Source organism: Chitinophaga sp. CB10 (genome assembly GCA_001870995.2).
Taxonomy (GTDB): domain Bacteria; phylum Bacteroidota; class Bacteroidia; order Chitinophagales; family Chitinophagaceae; genus Chitinophaga.
Genome location: MLAV02000006.1, coordinates 257,600 through 274,895, shown reverse-complemented (window position 1 = coordinate 274,895; position 17,296 = coordinate 257,600). Strand labels below are relative to the sequence as shown.

14 protein-coding genes are annotated in these 17,296 nt (G+C 52.4%); 4 read left to right on the top strand and 10 right to left on the bottom strand.

Annotated features, from left to right (window positions below; genetic code table 11):
• Positions 1–80 precede the first annotated feature (80 nt).
• Entirely contained in the window at positions 81–482 is a 402-nt protein-coding gene (locus BOC67_RS11165; RefSeq protein ID WP_291910276.1) for a VOC family protein, read from the top strand.
• A gap of 80 nt (positions 483–562) precedes the next feature.
• Positions 563–1,702, top strand: a complete 1,140-nt coding sequence (locus BOC67_RS11160; RefSeq protein ID WP_291910274.1) for a lactonase family protein — start codon at positions 563–565, stop codon at positions 1,700–1,702.
• A 19-nt stretch (positions 1,703–1,721) separates the two neighbouring features.
• On the opposite strand, the gene BOC67_RS11155 is transcribed toward BOC67_RS11160, so the two are convergent.
• From BOC67_RS11155 to BOC67_RS11115, 9 genes are all read right to left on the bottom strand, one after another.
• Positions 1,722–2,870 (bottom strand): putative sensor domain DACNV-containing protein, encoded by a 1,149-nt coding sequence (locus tag BOC67_RS11155; protein WP_291910272.1) that lies wholly within the window; start codon positions 2,868–2,870, stop codon positions 1,722–1,724.
• Positions 2,871–2,882: 12 nt separating this feature from the next.
• The gene (rluF, locus tag BOC67_RS11150) at positions 2,883–3,650 is read right to left on the bottom strand and encodes a 23S rRNA pseudouridine(2604) synthase RluF (RefSeq protein WP_291910270.1); all 768 of its coding nucleotides are present in this window, start codon (positions 3,648–3,650) and stop codon (positions 2,883–2,885) included.
• Positions 3,651–3,740: 90 nt separating this feature from the next.
• Positions 3,741–4,766 carry an MlaD family protein gene (locus tag BOC67_RS11145; RefSeq protein ID WP_291910268.1) on the bottom strand — a complete coding sequence of 342 codons (1,026 nt, stop codon included), beginning with the start codon at positions 4,764–4,766 and terminating at the stop codon, positions 3,741–3,743.
• Between the two features lie 3 nt (positions 4,767–4,769).
• Positions 4,770–5,543: an ABC transporter ATP-binding protein gene (locus tag BOC67_RS11140; protein WP_291910267.1), complete on the bottom strand. Its 774-nt coding sequence runs from the start codon at positions 5,541–5,543 to the stop codon at positions 4,770–4,772.
• A gap of 4 nt (positions 5,544–5,547) precedes the next feature.
• Positions 5,548–6,342, bottom strand: coding sequence for an ABC transporter permease (locus BOC67_RS11135; protein WP_291910266.1), 795 nt, complete (start codon positions 6,340–6,342; stop codon positions 5,548–5,550).
• A 437-nt stretch (positions 6,343–6,779) separates the two neighbouring features.
• Positions 6,780–7,820, bottom strand: a complete 1,041-nt coding sequence (locus tag BOC67_RS11130; protein WP_291910264.1) for a SusE domain-containing protein — start codon at positions 7,818–7,820, stop codon at positions 6,780–6,782.
• Positions 7,821–7,831: 11 nt separating this feature from the next.
• Positions 7,832–9,415 (bottom strand): RagB/SusD family nutrient uptake outer membrane protein, encoded by a 1,584-nt coding sequence (locus BOC67_RS11125; RefSeq protein ID WP_291910262.1) that lies wholly within the window; start codon positions 9,413–9,415, stop codon positions 7,832–7,834.
• An 18-nt stretch (positions 9,416–9,433) separates the two neighbouring features.
• Positions 9,434–12,406 carry a TonB-dependent receptor gene (locus tag BOC67_RS11120; protein ID WP_291910260.1) on the bottom strand — a complete coding sequence of 991 codons (2,973 nt, stop codon included), beginning with the start codon at positions 12,404–12,406 and terminating at the stop codon, positions 9,434–9,436.
• A gap of 60 nt (positions 12,407–12,466) precedes the next feature.
• Positions 12,467–14,326 carry an alpha-amylase family glycosyl hydrolase gene (locus BOC67_RS11115; RefSeq protein ID WP_291910258.1) on the bottom strand — a complete coding sequence of 620 codons (1,860 nt, stop codon included), beginning with the start codon at positions 14,324–14,326 and terminating at the stop codon, positions 12,467–12,469.
• Between the two features lie 203 nt (positions 14,327–14,529).
• Between BOC67_RS11115 and BOC67_RS11110 the strand changes: the two genes are divergently transcribed.
• Both BOC67_RS11110 and BOC67_RS11105 read left to right on the top strand, forming a co-directional pair.
• The gene (locus tag BOC67_RS11110; protein ID WP_291910256.1) at positions 14,530–15,591 is read left to right on the top strand and encodes a sensor histidine kinase; all 1,062 of its coding nucleotides are present in this window, start codon (positions 14,530–14,532) and stop codon (positions 15,589–15,591) included.
• On the top strand, positions 15,584–16,330 hold the full coding sequence (locus BOC67_RS11105; protein ID WP_291910255.1) for a LytTR family DNA-binding domain-containing protein: 747 nt from the start codon (positions 15,584–15,586) through the stop codon (positions 16,328–16,330). Before BOC67_RS11110 ends, BOC67_RS11105 begins: the two co-directional genes overlap by 8 nt.
• Here the strand turns inward: BOC67_RS11105 and BOC67_RS11100 are convergent.
• Positions 16,327–17,262 carry a LysR family transcriptional regulator gene (locus BOC67_RS11100; RefSeq protein WP_291910253.1) on the bottom strand — a complete coding sequence of 312 codons (936 nt, stop codon included), beginning with the start codon at positions 17,260–17,262 and terminating at the stop codon, positions 16,327–16,329. The two genes, BOC67_RS11105 and BOC67_RS11100, sit on opposite strands and share 4 nt — an antisense overlap.
• Positions 17,263–17,296: the final 34 nt, after the last annotated feature.

The window sequence follows — 17,296 nt, the reverse complement described above, 5'->3', positions numbered from 1 at the left end:
ATCGCCCCGGTAATTGTCGGGATAACACAGCAGCGGGCAATCGCGCGGATCGTATGTTTGCAGTAGTTAAAACAAAAGCTATGAACAAACAAATATTCGTGAATTTACCCGTGAAGGATCTCAATAAAACGATGGACTTTTTTACCAAACTGGGCTATACGTTCAATCCCCAGTTTACGGACGAAAAAGCGGCATGCATGGTAGTTTCCGACACGATCTATTTCATGTTGCTGAAAGAAGAATTTTTTCAAACGTTCACCGATAAAAAGGTAGCAGATGCAAGTCATGTAACGGAAACCATCCTTTGCCTCTCTGCCGGCAGCCGGGAAGAAGTGGACGACATTATGCGCAAAGCGGTTGCCGCAGGCGGCTCCATTCCGAGAGCAGCGCAGGACCATGGCTGGATGTACACGCAGGGCTTCCAGGACCTGGATGGTCACCTTTGGGAATATATCTACATGGATAATTCCGCAGCGCAATAACCCTTATTACTTGTCAATGGCGATAGCAGGAAGCTTCCGGGGATGGGGGCTTCCTCATTTTTTTTATATGTTTGCAGCCTATGTACCGGTTCCACAAATGCATTTGCTTCGCTGCAGCCTGCCTGCTTGCCATTTCCGCCCATGCGCAACGTTATTATATGTTCGTTGGCTCCTACAACGGCGCTGCCGGCCAGGAAGGGATATACGTCTACCGTTTTGATCCCGCCACGGGCGCGGCAACGAAAGTCTCCGCCCTGAGCGAGGTGGTCAACCCCTCCTATCTCAATTTGAGCGACAACGGGCAATTCCTGTATGCGGCCACGGAATCCAGGGTGCCGAACGGCGGCGCCGTCAGCAGTTACGCATTTGACAGCTTGCAGGGGCGGCTGCGCTTCCTCAACAGCCAGTCGTCCGGAGGGGAAAACCCGGTGTACGTAGCTGTCAACAAAACCAATACCTGGCTGGCGAATGCCAACTATACCGCCGGCAGCCTCCGCATCCATCCCCTGTTGCCGGACGGCTCCATCGGCACGCCGGGGCAAACGATCGCCATTAAGGACAGCAGCACCGGCCCACGGCAAAAGCAGTCGCATGTGCATTCCATCGGGTTTAGTCCGGACGGGCGCTACGTGTATGCGCCGGACCTCGGCGCGGACAAAATCCACTGGTACCGCCTGCAATCCGGCCCTGCGCCGCTCACGCCCGCGCAACCGCCCGCCACGCCCACTGCGCGCAACGCCGGGCCCCGGCATTTCGCCTTTCATCCCAACGGGAAATTCGGGTACTGTATAGAGGAAATCAGCGGCAACGTCGTTGCCTACCGGTACGCTAACGGCGCGCTGACGCCGCTGCAAACCATCTCCGCGCACGCGCTGCCGGCAGCGGAAGATTATGGCTCCGGGGACATACACCTCTCCCCTGACGGGAAATTTTTGTATGCCAGCACCCGCGGCAAGGAGAATATAATTGTGACCTATAACGTGAACGCACATACGGGGATGCTGACCAAAACCGCCATTACAGCCAGCGGCGGCAACCACCCGCGTAACTTTGTGATAGACCCTACGGGCAACTTCCTGCTGGTAGCCCACCAGCTCAGCGATGATATAGTGCTGTTCCGCAGAAATAAAAAGACAGGCGCGTTAACGCCTGCCGGTAAGTTGGAACATATTAAAGCGCCTTCCTGTATTAAGATCCGGGCGTATAACGTGAAGGGATAAACGCTGCGGCGTGCCGCCTTTACATCAGCAGTATATCAATCCGGTGGCCCTGCACCATCTGTATGGACGGCGACCAGGAGAAGATCGTAAAATAGCCATCCTGCGAAGCGACGAGCGCCAGGCAGTTGCGCTGGTCATGCACAAACTGCGCGGCGGACAAGTGCCTGGTACCGCCTATCCCGGACGGATGCACGACGTGCGGGCGCCCATCCAGCACGGGTTCCAGCATCATCACCTGTTCTACGGCCGTGGAATTATAGGACCGGGTGATCTTGGCGCCGAAGGCCAGCAGCTCATGGCGGGAATTGATGATGGTAGCGCCATCCACGGCGGTGAGTCCGCTCACATTATCCACTTCCCTGCGCAGGGCGTTCTGCCAGAAAATTTCGCTGACGCTGCGGTCGTCCCTCCGGACGAGGTCCGCCACGCCGGAAAACGCCGGCGCAATGGGATAGGTCAGCGGGTGGATGATGGAATCCCGCCAGCTGTCGTCATCCGGCGGCGTGACGAGCAGGATGCCGCCTTTGCCGTGCGCCCGCATTGATACGGCGATCTGGATCAGCACATTGGTAGGATTGTTCCATACCGGGGAAGACTTATGCCCCAGCAGGGAGCTGAGAATATCCGGGATATCCCTTTTCATGCTGCAGCCTTCGTCCACGATTTTGACCTGGTCCCCTTTCAGCACGGCCACGTTGGTGAACTTGCCGAGGCCGAGGAGTCGCCGGTGTTTGACCACCAGCAGGCCGGGTTCCGCCACGTCCAGCACAAAGCAGAGGTTGGGCAGCTTGGTAGTGGTGCCCCAGATATACAGTTCATTCCCTTCGTACCAGATACCGATATGGATGCCTGCCCTTTCCACGCCGGGCGCTAACTTGGTGAGCGCGTTGGGCGTGAGTGGAATGCGGTGCGCGAACAGGAGGGGTTTGCCTGCCTGGCAGGGTTGCAGGAAAGCGAGGGATATGCGGGTGGCATTGCCTTCTTCCCGGCGCAGGCTGGCCCAGAAGGCAATGTCGATCATACGTTCAATGATTTTTGCCGATGGCACGGTGGCGAGGTCCTCCTCTCCGTTTTCCCGGGCCATGTACAAGTGCTGCTGGAAATGGCTGGAAACGGGTTCCGCCACCTTTACGGCAGCCTGGTAGGTGGAGTTAAAAGTCAGGTCCATAGTTTTGATGCATTATTCGTCCATTCCGCTGTTATCGTTGCTATGCTGCGTTTTGCTGCTATTGGCCACCATGCTGTTGATGGTGTTGATTTCGTCTTTGGTGAAATAGCGCCATTTGCCAGGCGGCAGGTCCTTCAGGGCGATATTCATGATACGCACCCTTTTCAGGGCGGTTACCCGGTAGCCCAGCGCTTCGGACATGCGGCGGATCTGGCGGTTTAGCCCCTGGGTGAGGATGATGCGGAAGCGGTTGGTACCCTCCTGCTTCACGAATGCCGGCAAGGTGGTAGTGCCAAGGATTTTCACCCCGCTGCGCATGGCCTTGATGAAATCCAGGGTGATGGGCTTATCCACTGTAACCACGTATTCTTTTTCGTGCTGGTTGCCGGCACGGAGAATTTTGTTGACGATGTCGCCGTCGTTGGTGAGGAAGATCAACCCTTCGGAGAGCTTGTCCAGTCGCCCGATCGGGAAAACGCGGCTGGAATAGTTCAGGTAATCGACAATATTGGTTTTATCCTTTCTATCCGTAGTGCAGGTAATGCCTTTGGGTTTATTCAGGGCGATGTACACGGTGGTCTTCTTCTTTTTCAGCGGCTCGCCATCCACCTCCACGACGTCCCCTTCGTTGACGCGGTCCCCTTTGAGGGCGATGTTATCGTTGATGGTTACACGGGCCTGGTCAATCAGTTTGTCCGCCTCTCTGCGACTGCAAAAGCCGGTATCGCTGATATATTTATTGACGCTAATGTTCATATGTTGCTGTAAGTCAGATAGCAAAAGTAAGGATTTTGTAGCAGCAAGCGCCCAAAAGCAAAGAGCGAACGCACCTTCGTGCATTCGCTCTTTCCATTGCAGGCGGCCCCGTTATTACTGGGCCAGTCTTGCAGAGTCTTTCGCCCGCTGGGCGGCCTCTTTCCGGGCTTTTTTATCCTGTTTGCGGAAGTAGCCACGGAGGAGGAAATTATGTTTGAGCGCTTCCATGTTCTCATCCAGCTTCTCGCTGCTGCTTTGCAGGTTCTGAAGGGTGGATTTGAGGGATTCCGCTGTTGGCCGGTCGCTGAGCAGCACGCCGGCAGGGGTATTGCTGCTGTTGAGGTTCTGATTCAGGTTGGCGCTGGTAGCTTTCAGGTTTTCCACCATGGTATTGGCGTTGGCGGCTACCACATCCAGTTGTTTCATGGTACTGCGCAGGCGGGCAAATACCACGGTGTCCGTCACCAGGTCGTTGGAGAGGGAGCCCGGCGTTTGCAGCTTGGCCGCATAGGCGGAGAGCCCTTCCGTGAGGCGCTGGGTGTTGTTGGCCGTTTTCTGCAGGGCGGCTATGGTGCCTTGCAGCTCGTTGTACACGGCATCGTCCGTCAGCAGTTTACCTACGGTACCTTCCCCGTCCATCATTTTTTTGGTGATGACTTTCAGGTTGGAAGTGATTTCTACGAGGGACTTATTATTAACCTGTAAGGTGTTCATGATTTCGTCCGCCCCAACGGTGGTTTCTACCTGGAGCTGGTCGCCGTCTTCAATATCCGGCATTTTATCCGTACCGCCGGAGAGGGCGATGATTTTGTTACCCACGAACCCGTCGGAGCTTACCTTCACCAATACGTCCTTGTGGATGTATTTGGCGGCGCTCTTTTCCACGTTCATTTCCACGAGGATTTCGTCGTGACGGAGGAAGGTGATCTTTTTAACGGTACCCACCTTTACACCGGAATACCATACGTTGTTTCCTTCGGCCAGGCCGTTCACATCCTTAAAGATTGCCTTCACTCTGACTGCGGACACAAAAGCTTTCTTTTGTCCGCCGAGGGTCAGGATGGCAGCGATAAAAATGAGGACGCCGATCAGGATGAATATCCCAACAATGACCGACCTTCTGTTACTTGTATCTTTCATAAATTACTGGATAAAATTATAATCATAAAACTCCCTGATCAGTTCATCATTGGAATCGAACACTTCGTCGAACGGTCCCCGTTTGATGAACCTGCCTTCTTTCATTACAACGATGGTATCCCCTACGGCTTTGGCGCAGGTGAGGTCGTGGGTAATGATGATGGAAGTGGTATTAAAGCGATGTTGCACTTCGTTGATAAGGTTATTGATTTCCGTACAGGTGATGGGGTCCAGCCCGGCGGTGGGCTCATCGTAGAGCATAATATCCGGGCGGAGGATCAGCGTACGTGCGATACCTATACGTTTGCGCTGGCCGCCGGACAGCTCGGCCGGCATCTGGTCGATGGTTTGGGAAAGCCCTACGGCATCCAGCACGGTGGCCACCATTTCTTTCACCTTGGCCCGGGTAATACCGGGGGTATTGCGTTTGAGGGGGAAGGCCAGGTTTTCGCCAACGGTCATACTGTCGTACAGCGCGCCGTTCTGAAAGCAGAAGCCTACCCGCAGGCGGAGTTCCCTCAGTTCCACTACGGAGAGGCCGGGAACTTCCTTGCCGAGTACATTTACTTCGCCGGAATCCGGGGAGAGTAAACCTACCATTATTTTGATCAATACCGATTTACCGGTACCGGAGCGGCCCAGTACCACCACGTTTTCCCCTTTATGCACCTGGAGGCTGATGCCGCGGAGTACATGGTTGGAGCCAAAGGATTTATAGAGATCGTGTATGTCGATCACCTTATCCTGCCAATCGATATTTGGTTTAAAATTCTTCATACTGCTATCTGATAGAGTTTGCCACCTGTACAATTACTACTTCTTCGAGGAAGATCAGGAACATGGACACTACTACGGATACGTTTGCGGCTTTACCTACGCCCTGCGTACCCTGCGTAGCTCTCCAACCCTGGAAACAGCCTACTATACCGATGGTAAAGCCATAGGCGATCGCTTTGAACATCGTGGTGCCGAAATCCAGGAAGGTGATATTTTTAAACGCATTCTGGAAGAAGGTCACAAAGCTGGTATGCTCGTTCAGATGAATATCCAGGTAAGAACCGAGGAGGGCTACAAGGCCGGTATAACACACCAGGATGGGGATACAAACGGTGGTAGCCATGACCCTGGTCACTACCAGGTATTTAAACGGGTTGATGGCGGATACTTCCATGGCATCGATCTGTTCTGTCACTTTCATAGAAGCAAGTTCCGCACCGATGCTGGAACCCACCTTACCTGCGCAGATCAGGGAGGTTACCAACGGCGCCAGCGCCCTTACCACCGCGATGGCGATCAGGGAAGGCAGCCAGGAAGTGGCCCCGAATTCAGATAAGGATGGACGTGATTGTTTGGTAAATACCAGGCCCGTAATAAAGCCGGTCATGGTGATTAACGTGAGGGATTTGTACCCTACCATGTAGCACTGCCTGATAAACTCTTTAACCTCCAATGGAGGGCGTAACGCCTCTCTGAAAAAGCGTTTGATAAACTGGAAGATGCGATAGATGTCCAGGAAGAAATTATCTATCCCCCTGGAAACTACTGGTTTCTCCGGTTGTCCGCTGCTGGAATCCATTTGCCGAAATTTTTTTTATATCAATTATGCCTATACGCAGTACGTTCATGACACAACCATCCCGCTAAATTACAATTTTGGTTCTCAGATTGTTACATGTGGAAAAGAAAAATGAAAAGTTTCGTAACGGGAGGGGTTGAAAATCATAGGTTAATAAGCCGCTTATTTCCTTCATACACAAGGCGGTACGGGCATTTGAACCGGCTGTTAAGACCCTGCCGGGCGCGCCTGTAATTTTTTCACATATCTGTGAACGTAACCCAAAATTAACGGCTCCGCGCCTGCCGGGGTTGCTGCCCGGCCGCCCGAAGCGGGCAAAAAATTCCTCAGTGCCGCCCCAAAAAACGAAAGGCCGCCCCTTTGCAGGAGCCGGCCCTTCATTCCGTTTGCCCTTATAATTATCAGAACCGGCCGTTGCCGGCTCCTCACGTTAGAAACTATTTCTTTTTGAGGGTGTAAGAATAGTTGCCCGCAATACTCAGGTTCAGCACAATGTCATACGTGCCGGCCTCGGTAATTTTAATGTTGGCCCCGTCCCTGTTCAGGAAAGGATCGCCGGGTTTATTATCGCCGTAGTTGATATCGTAGGCATGGTTGGCCCTGAACTTAAATTCGCCGGCGGAGAGGTCGGCCGTGGCCGTCCATACGTTCTTAGCCGGATCAAAGGTCAGATCCAGGTCCGTATCCCAGCCTTTGGCGGCATTGCCGATCATGGACCAGGTGGTCAGCGTGGCGGACCAGGCATTGGAGCCCAGGTCCAGTGTGAGGTAGTAATAACCGGCGCCGGTCACCTGCAGGTTATCGCCGGTGGCGGATAACACGCCCTTATTGCCGCTGCTGGTACCTCCATAGTTGGTACCATCCCAGTTTGGCTGGGAAGTGAATTTAAACGTAGTGGTTGCGGCGGAGAAATAAGCGTATCCTTCGTAGACTTTATCCGATTTCAGAGATACCAGTTTGGCCGCTCCCGCGGGGTTCCAGCCCTGGTAATCGCCCGGCGCATACATGCTCGGGTAATCGATGAGGTCCAGGTAGGAGTTCACGACCAGCTTTTGGGTATTGGAATACGCTGCCTGGAAGTTGTCGCTGATAATGGCTTTCACGCGCACCTCGAGGTCCGCCGGCACGCCATTGTCCACTTCCAGCCCGTTGGCGATGGTATTCAGTTCCGCCACTGTCAGCGTTTTGCTGAGGGTATCGGCGGTCACTGCTTTCACGGTGGCAAAGTTGTCGCCTTTTTTCGCGAACTCGAGGCTGTATTTTACCACCCCGTTAAAGCCAAAGCTGGAGGCGTTCCATTTGAAGGTAACCGCATTGTCCGCCGCATGATCCTTTTTCAGGATGACGGTATCCGCGCTGGCGCTCAGCATAGGCGCGGTGCCTGGCTGGGCAATGGTTTTCACCTCGTCTTTCTTACAGGACGCCAGGGCTGCTGCAAACATCCCGGCCATGATATATTGATAAATAGTTCTTTTCATGATAACGTGTTTTAGTAGCCTGCATTCTGTTTGAGGGACGGGTTGGCTGTCAGGTCAGTAGCTGGCAGCGGGTAGATGGTACGGAAGGATTCCACGCCCCTGCCGTCCCTGACACCGCCTTTCCATGGCCATACGTAGCCGGAGGCCGTGAATTTCTCGAACCGGATCAGGTCCGTACGGCGGAAGGCTTCCCAGTACAATTCGCGTCCTCTTTCGTCCAGGATATAATCCAGGTTATAGCTGGTAATGTTGCCGGAAGTATTTCCGTAGGCGCGTTCCCGTAAGGCGTTCAGGTAACCCAGGGCGGTAGTTTCGTTACCGCCGCTGCCGCCGCGTTTTACCGCTTCGGCATAAATCAGGTATTGCTCTGCCAGGCGGAACAGCGGGAAGTCCACCGAGCTGAAAGACCCACCCGGCGCCGGCGGCGTAACCCCTGTGGAAGTTACGTTGCGGTATTTCACTACCCTTAACCCTTCGGCAAACTGGGAAACGTCCACAATTTCCGGTTTATCGCCGTAGAACATGGCGCGCTTGTCCGTAGCGCCGCTCCTGTCGGCAAAGAGGCCCGGCAGCGCGCTGGTGCTTCTGTTGCCGCCCCAGCCGCCACCTGGCACGCCAAAGGAAGCAGGATTCATATCCCCGTTGATGGCAGCGTTGATGATAAAGGTGGTACCACCATTATTCTGCGTATTCACCCCGTCATATACAATCGGCAGGATGATTTCCGGGTTGGCGGTATTATTATCTGCCAGGAACAATCCTTTGTAATCGGACTTCAGGGAGTAACCTGCTGCGATTACTTTGGAGGAATAGGTGATGGCTTCGGTGTATTTACCGTTGCCTTTTCCGAGGTACACCTCCGCGTTGAGGTAGAGGCGCGCCAGCAGCGCCCATACAGCGCCCTGGTCTACCCGGGCATACTCGTTATTGCGGGCGGCTACTACCAGCGGTTCTATGGCCAGCAGTTCCGACTCTATATATTTGAACAGTTCCGCGCGGGTGGTTTGCGGCGGAATATATTTTCCGATCGGATCTTTTTCCGTTACAAACGGCGGGTTGGCGAAGAGGTCCATCAGCACCCAGTATTCGAAGGCGCGGAGGAAACGCGCTTCCGCGCGGTAGGTTTTAATCTCCTCTGCATCCTTGCCGGAAAAGCCGCGGGCAGCGATCTTGTCATCGGTGGACTCCCGGAGGAATTCGTTGGCCACGGTTACGTGGAACAGCGCACGGTTGTACAGTGCCGCCAGCAGCACGTTGTTGCTGGTCCAGTTCATGTTATGGAAATCCGGGATGCCAGGGTCGTTCCAAACGCACATGGCTTCTTCCGTAGGCAGCTCCTGGGCATTCCAGAAGAGGCGGAGGAAATCGGCCTGCCCCGGGTCAATACCCGCCAGGTCAGAAGTAGAGGTACCATTGTTACCGGCCAGCGCAAAGCTGCCGTAGACTTTTGCGAGCACCTGCTTGTATCCCTGCAGGGAACCGTAGGCAATATCCGCAGTGGTGGAATTGGTCGGCATCCGGTCCAGGTCCTTGGTACAGGAGCTAAAACCTACCACTGCCGCCAGCGCACATATTTTGAGAAAGTTCTTTTTCATCTTACCAAAATTTTTTAATTAAAACTCCAGGTTAGCTCCCAGCGTGAATGTCCTTGATCTTGGATACAGGTTGTAGTCGATACCACTGCTGATCTCCGGGTCCAGCCCTTTGTATTTCGTGATGACAAACACGTTCTGGCAGGATGCGTTCAACCGCAGGTGCGCCGTGTTTTTGAACAGGGAACCGAAGTTGTAACCGAGGCTCAGGTTGTCCATACGCAGGAATGAGGCATTCTGTACGTAGTAGTCGGACTGGTACTGGTTATTGAAGAAGTTGGTGTTATAGATGTCGGTAGTACTGTTGTTGAGCAGTCCCAGCGGGTTCAGGATATTCCTTCTTACGCCGAAGTTGGACGCCACGTTGTTGTACATATAGTTGCCCAGGTTGGCGCGCAGGGAAGTGCTGAGCGACCAGCGGTCGTAATTCAGCGAGGTACCGAAACCGAGGAACACTTTAGGCGCCGGGGATTTATAACGGTACATATCTTTCTCGTTGATCACGCCGTCCTTATTCAGGTCCTCGTACACGCCTTCAACCGGTTTGCCGTTGGCATCGTACACCTGTTTGTACACGTAGTACGCGAAGGTATTGTAGCCTACAGAGTGTATCTGGATAGACTGGCCGGTACCGCCGGTGATGCCGCCGGTGAGGTTACCTACGAAGCTGGGATCGGTAACGGCGGTCAGGTTCGTGATCTTATTCTGGTTCAGGGTGAGGTTGAAGTTGACGTTCCAGGAGAACTTGCCTTTTTCAACCGGCGTAGCTTCCAGGTTCAGCTCCACCCCTTTGTTCTCAATATTACCTACGTTGGTGAGTATCTGGTTACTGAAGTTGGAACCGATAGGAATAGGCACGGTATTGAGGAGGTTTTTGGTTTTCTTCCAATACGCGTCCACGCTACCTCTCAGGCGATCGTCGAGGAAGGCGAAGTCCACGCCGGCGTTGTAGGTTTCGGTTTGTTCCCACTTGATGTTCTTATCATAAGCCGCCGGCGCCTGCATGTTATACCAGTTGTTGCCAAACTGGTACATGCTGCTGTTGGAGCTGGTGGAGTAAATAGCCATGTAGGAGTAGTTGGCAATACCATCCTGGTTACCGGTGATACCGTAGCTCAGGCGGAGCTTCAGGTCGTTGAGGGCCCTGGCATCCTTCAGGAAATTTTCCCGGTTGATACGCCAGGTCAGCGCTGCGGAAGGGAATACGCCCCAGCGGTTTTCCGGCGCAAAGCGGGAGGACCCGTCCGTACGGATAGAGCCCGCGAAGATATATTTATCATCGAAAGTATAGATCAAACGGCCGTAGTAAGAGATGAGGGTATTCTGCGGAATATCCAGCGGGAACTTCGGCTCGCTGCCTTCGATCACTTCCCCTTTGGCGTTGTAGCTCGGGTAATTGTAGTTGGTGGTTTTGTTATCGTAATAACCGTAACCTGCCAGCACGTTGATGTTGGACTTAATGGCCGGAATAGTTTTAACGTAGTTCAGGTAAAACTCCCCTACCCGGTTATTCATTTTCTGCAGGAAGTGGTTGTTCTGGCCGCCTACGGTGTACTGCTGGCCGGCTTCTGCAGGCACGAAGGTAGTGCCGCTACCCTGGGATACATCGTAGCCGAGGTTTAAGTTGGCCCGCAGGTCAGGCAGGAAATGGAATTTGTAATCGAATTCGATATTGCCGTAACTGCGTTTTACTTCGCTGTTATTATCCTGCATGCGGATCAGGGATACCGGGTTGCGCGGCGCGTTCGGATTCAGTGTAACCGTGCCCGTAGCGGGGTCCTTGCTATACCACTCAAAGTAGCCGCCGAAGGGGCTGGCGCTGTCATACACCGGCTGTGTCGGATCAAACTGCACGGCGTTGATGATGGCCTGCTGGTTGGCATAATGGGCTTTTGAAATCACGCCTTTGGCACTGATATTCACTTTCAGGTGATTATCAAAGAAGGAAGGATTCAGGTTTACTCCCAGGAAGCTGCGTTTCAGGTTATCGGTGATCAGCACGCCGGTTTGATTGGTGAAGTTGGCGGAGATGCGGTAAGGCATATTTTTAAATGCGCCGGCCACACTCAGGTTGTTATCGTTGCTGATGGAAGTGCGGTAGATCTGATCCTGCCAATCGGTGCTGGCCTTGCCCATGAGGGCTTTCTGCGCAGGGGCGCCGAGGGAGTCTACATACTGGCGGAATTCATCGGCCGTCAGCACGTCTACTTTTTTGGTGATCTTACCCACGCCTATGTTTGTGTTGAAAGTAATTTTAGGAGCGCCGGACTTTCCTTTTTTCGTGGTGATCATAATCACCCCGTTGGAAGCGCGGGAACCGTAGATAGCGGTAGCGGCGGCATCTTTGAGTACCGTCATGCTTTCGATATCATTCGGGTTGATGAGCGCCAGCGGGTTGGGAGCGCCGTTGATGGTGGATCCGCTCAGCGGTACCCCATCGATCACAAACAGCGGATCGTTGCTGGCATTCAGGGAAGAACCACCGCGGATGCGGATGGTACTACCCACGCCCGGCTGGCCGCTGTTGGAAGTAATGGCCACGCCGGCCACCTTACCCACAATGAGCTGGTCAGGCGTTTGAATCGTTCCTTTCTGGAAATCTTTGGAGGAGATGGTAGTGATGCTACCGGTCACATCTTTCTTCTTTTGAACGCCGTAGCCTATCACCACTGCCTCATTGAGCGTGCGGTGATCGTCAGCGAGCTTAACGTCAAGGGATTGCTGTGTTCCCACGGTAATTTCCTGGGGCGCTTTGCCGAGGAAGGAAAAAATCAGGACGGTGGCAGGGGTCGTGCCGGAAATGGAATAGTGTCCCTGGGCATCAGTTTGCGTGCCTCTGTTAGTACCCTTGATCTGGATACTTACGCCCGGCAGGGATTCGCCGGATTCGGCATCAGTGACTTTTCCGCTGACCTGCGCCTGCGCCTGCACGGAAAACGCGCATAGCAACAGTGCCATCACTGCTGTAAAAAGTCTACGGTAGAACTTTTTCATAACGAAGTGAATTGTTGGATGATATATAGTTTCAGTTTTACAAAGTGGCCTCTCCATTTGTTATTCTTCTTTTTTCAGTGCTAAAACCCATGACTGCATGGCCGGGATAACCGTATTGCCATCCAGTTTAAAATGATCGCCCGTAAGTACGTTTGTGGCAGCGGAGAATCCCGCGGTGCGCTCGTTGAAGTAATTGAAATCTATCTTCCTTGCTTCTTTGGATGTGTTCATGACACACATCACCGTTTGATCATTGGTGTAACGGAAGTACACGTAAAGTCCATCCTGCGGCGCAAATTGCATCAATTGTCCGTATTTCAATGCAGAAGAATTTTTGCGATATGTACCTAACTTTTTTACAAGCTGCTGTACTTCTTTTTGCGCATCTGTTAAGCCTTCGCCGGTAAAGGCGTTTTGCTTATCGTTTGGCCAGCCTCCGGGGAAATCGAGGCGTACGAGGCCATCCGGTCTGGTTTCGCCTTTCATTAGGACTTCACTTCCGTAATACAGCTGTGGGATGCCGCGACAGGTCAGCAACCACGTGTAGGCGATCTTCTGCTTCGCCGGATCTTCTTTCACAACAGAAAAAAACCTGTTGAGATCATGATTATCCAGCAGTAAAACGTTTTTGGTGGGGTCTTTATACAGGAAATCGTACGCGAGCACGTTGTAAAGCTGTATCACGCCTGTGTTCCAGCCTACTTCCTGGGTGAGTGCCGGCACGATGCCATTAAACAGCGCCTGGAAGTCCAGCACGCCGGGCAGGTTGCTCTTGAACGGCGTATTGATATTGTTTTGTACGAAGTACACCTGGTTAGGCGTGTTTTGCACCAGCACTTCCCCGAAGATGGAGAGCTGCGGGTATTCCTTCAGCAGCGCGGCATTACACAAGTTGCCAAACTCCTGGTCGTTGTACATATAGGTGTCGATACGCACGGCATCCACGCCGAATTCTTCAATATACCAGATGGAATTTTGAATGATAAAGTTGGCTACATACGGATTGCGCTGGTTCCAGTCCGGCATTTCCTTTACAAACCAGCCGTCCGTCATGCGGCGCTTATCAATGGCGGATGCATGCGGATCAAACAGGGCTTGTTCCCGGGCGCTGGTGCCGGTGAAGGTGGGCCACTGGTTAAGCCAGTCGGCCGCAGGCAGGTCCTGCACGATGAAGTGCCAGGTGCCGGTATGGTTGTACACCGCGTCCTGCACGAGTTTCATGCCCCGGTGATGGAGGGAGTCGCTCAGTATCCTATAGCCTTCGTTGCCGCCATAGCGTTTATCAATCTGGTAAGGATTGGTGATGGCGTAGCCATGCTCTGTGCGGGAGGGCATATCGTTTTCCATGACGGGCGTCATCCAGATGGCGGTAGCGCCCAGCTCCCGGAAATAGTCGAGGTGATTGATGATGCCCTGGAAGTCGCCCCCGTGGCGGGCGTAGTAATCGCTGCGGTCCAGCGACTGATCCCGGTACCCTTTCACCCTATCGTTCGTCGGATCGCCGTTGGAAAAGCGGTCCGGCAGCATGAAATAAATCATATCCGCCGTGCTGACGCCCTGTGCAAACGTGCGTCCGGGCTCGCCCTTACGGGCTTTCAGCGGCCAGGAGATATGCGATTTTTTTCCTTTGAGCGTATAGACGAAATCTACATTGCCGGGTTGCGCATCCGGCGCAATTTCAATATCCACGGCCAGGTATTTGCCGTTTTCGAAAGTATGGGCGCCCAGGATTTGGATACCCTTATATTGTACATCGATCTTTCCCTGGCTAAAGGCGGTGTCGTCACTTTTGAGCAGTAATTGCAGTTTATTCGTACGCATTCCTGTCCACCAGTTTACCGGGTAAACGGCAGGTGGCGCGGCATAGGCAACAGCGGTGGAACACAACATCAACAGTCCGGCTATCAGTTTCTTCGTCATAAGTGGAGCGTGAAATTCAATGCGGCAATTTATGTAAACCTGCTTCATCCGTAAAGGGTGCTTATACTTACAACCCCGTTCCTGCTACATAAATCCGGTGACCGGCATTTTATGCAGTTAGTATAAGAAAAGGCGTCGTTCGTATAAAAAAGCGGCCGTTTGACAATTATTTTTTAGCTTAAATGGTAATTTCGCGTCCACTTATGATAGCTATACCGCGTTCCAGGCTGGGGAAAAAGAGTGTTTACGCCATCTACTGGATTTTATACGTTTTACTTTTTGGATTTATACAGGCCGGCCCTTTCCATGATTACCGGAATGCGTTTGCCTCCGAGATCATCAGCCTGCCCATGCGGGCGCTGTTTGTGGCGATTGTACTGGAAGTGATGATGGAGCGGTTGCTTTTCCGCAATAAGATCTGGTTGTTCATCCTGCTGTACATCCCGCTGATACTGCTGTTTGCGGTGATTCAGCGCTGGATCGACAATACCTTTATCCTCGAATACTTCCTGACCCAGTGGCAAAAGGAGCCGCTGCTCAGCATTTCGCCGTTTATCTACAGCATCATCAAACTGCAGTTTGTGGTAACGATCCCGTTTTCCGTGAAGCTGTTTTACAACTGGATGCGGGAGCAGCACCGGTCTATGCGAATGGCGGAGGAAAAGACGCAGGCGGAGTTATTGATACTGCGCAACCAGTTTCACCCGCATTTTATTTTCAATGTACTGAATACGCTTTATGCCAAAACGCTGATGACCAGCCCTGAATCCGCGGAGATAGTGGCCCGCATGTCGTCCCTGCTGCGGTTTTCCATTTATGAGATCAATACGACGCGCATTCCTTTGGAGAAAGAGATAAAGTACCTGGAAGATTATATCGCGCTGCAAAAGGTGCGGTTTGACCATCACCAGCAGATCAGCTTTCATATAGATGGGAATCCTGACAATAAATTCCTGGAACCGTTTATACTGATGGCTTTTGTGGAGAATAGCTTTAAGCATAGCATGCCGAATGAGTATGGGGACAGCTGGATCACTATTTCCATTTCCATCCAGCAGGAATGGCTGACGGCCAAAATAGAGAACAGCGCTGTGCCGGGGCATAGCGGGCACCAGTTGTTCAACGGCCATAGCGGCGGGGTAGGCCTGGAAAATGTAAAGCGGCGATTGAATCTGATTTACGGAGAAAATCATACCTTGAAGATCAGTCAGAACGAGGATAGTTATTTTGTGTACCTGAAACTGAAATTGGAATCAAATGAATAACAGTATTAATTGCATTATCATTGAAGACGAGAAGCCCGCGGCGGACCTGCTACAGCTTTACATCAGCCGCATTGAGGTGCTCAACCTGGCGGGTACTTTTACCAGTGGCACCCAGGCGATACGATGCCTTAATACCCATAAGATCGATTTAATTTTTACAGATATTAATTTGCCGGGGATCAGCGGGGTGGATTTCATCCGTTCGCTGACGCCTGCGCCCAACGTGATTTTCACCACGGCTCATGCCCAGTATGCAGTGGATGGGTTTGACCTCGATGCAGTGGACTTCCTGCTGAAACCTATTCCGTTTGAGCGTTTCCTGAAGGCGATCAACCGTTTCATTAAGCTGGACAGCAAGCAGCTGCTGGAAACCAACAAGCCGGAAGCCCCGGAGAAGGAACCTCCGTTTATATTTGTGAAGTCGGACAAGAAGATGGTGAAAATTTACCTCGATGATATTCTCTATTTCGAGTCGCAGAAAAACTACCTGCTGATCACTACAACAAAAGAGGTGTACAAAACCTATCATTCCATTTCTGAAATGGAGGAAAAGCTGCCGGAGTCTATGTTTGTGCGGATACACCGGTCCTTCATTGTGTCTATCCCGAAGATTGAGAAGTTCAACAGCAACGAGATAGAGATCAACAAAACCATTATCCCGATAGGGCGCCATTACGGCGGCACTACCACGCAGGCGCTAAAGAACTACCAGTTAATGCATCCTACCTTTCACCTTTAAGCGGGGATGAGGGCGGAGGCGGCATTGGAAAACTCTTCCGCCTGGTCTTCAAACACGGCTTCGATCATGCCGATTTCCTTGCTGTACATGGTTTTCTTGCGTTTACCGAAGTAGAGGGTGTTTTCCATTATTTTATTGCCGGCCCAGGCCACCTTGAGTTTGCCGCTGGCCAGCTCGTGGCGGCAGAGGAAATCCGGGATGATGGCAAATCCTGTGGCATCGCTCATACAGCGAACGATGGAGCATTTATTGGGCACGATATAGTTTGGCCTGAAGTCCGGGTGTTTGTTGAAGTTGAGGTGCCAGAATTTTCGCATGTTTTCCATATCCGCCGCGGTGGTGTACCAGGTTTGATCTTTCAGCCAGGCTTCCGCTTCGGCGATTTTTTTGGAATCGATGAGGGCATTGAATTCGGAGAGGTCCTGCGCGCCGCCGGCTACCAGCACAATGCGTTCCTTGGAAAAGGGTTTATATTCCAGGTTAGGCTGGATACCTTTCTGAGGCGTGATGATGAGGTCCAGTACTCCATGGTCAAGGTCCTGCTGCATTTCAGGGTATTCTCCAAATTTGATATTAATGTTAAAGGGGAGGGAAGAAATATACTGTTCCAATGTAAACTGAAACGTTTCCAGGCACATACCTACGCTGATCGTTGACTTATTGGTAGCTGCGCTTTTATGGAAATGTGTTTCGGCATCCTCTAACTTGTTCACCGCTTCTAATATGTAGTTATAGAGCACTTTGGCGCGTTCGGTGGGCACCATTTTACGGGCGGTTCTGTCGAACAGCTTGTAGCCCACGTAGGCTTCCAGGGAGTTCAGGTGCAGGCTCACGCCGGGCTGCGACACGTACAGCGCCTGGGCGGTGGCGGTGAGGGAGCCGGTTTCGTAGATGGTTTTAAAGGTCCGGAACCATTCAAAGTTCAACAACATAAACTATCATTTTAGTAATGCAAAGGTAGGCAAT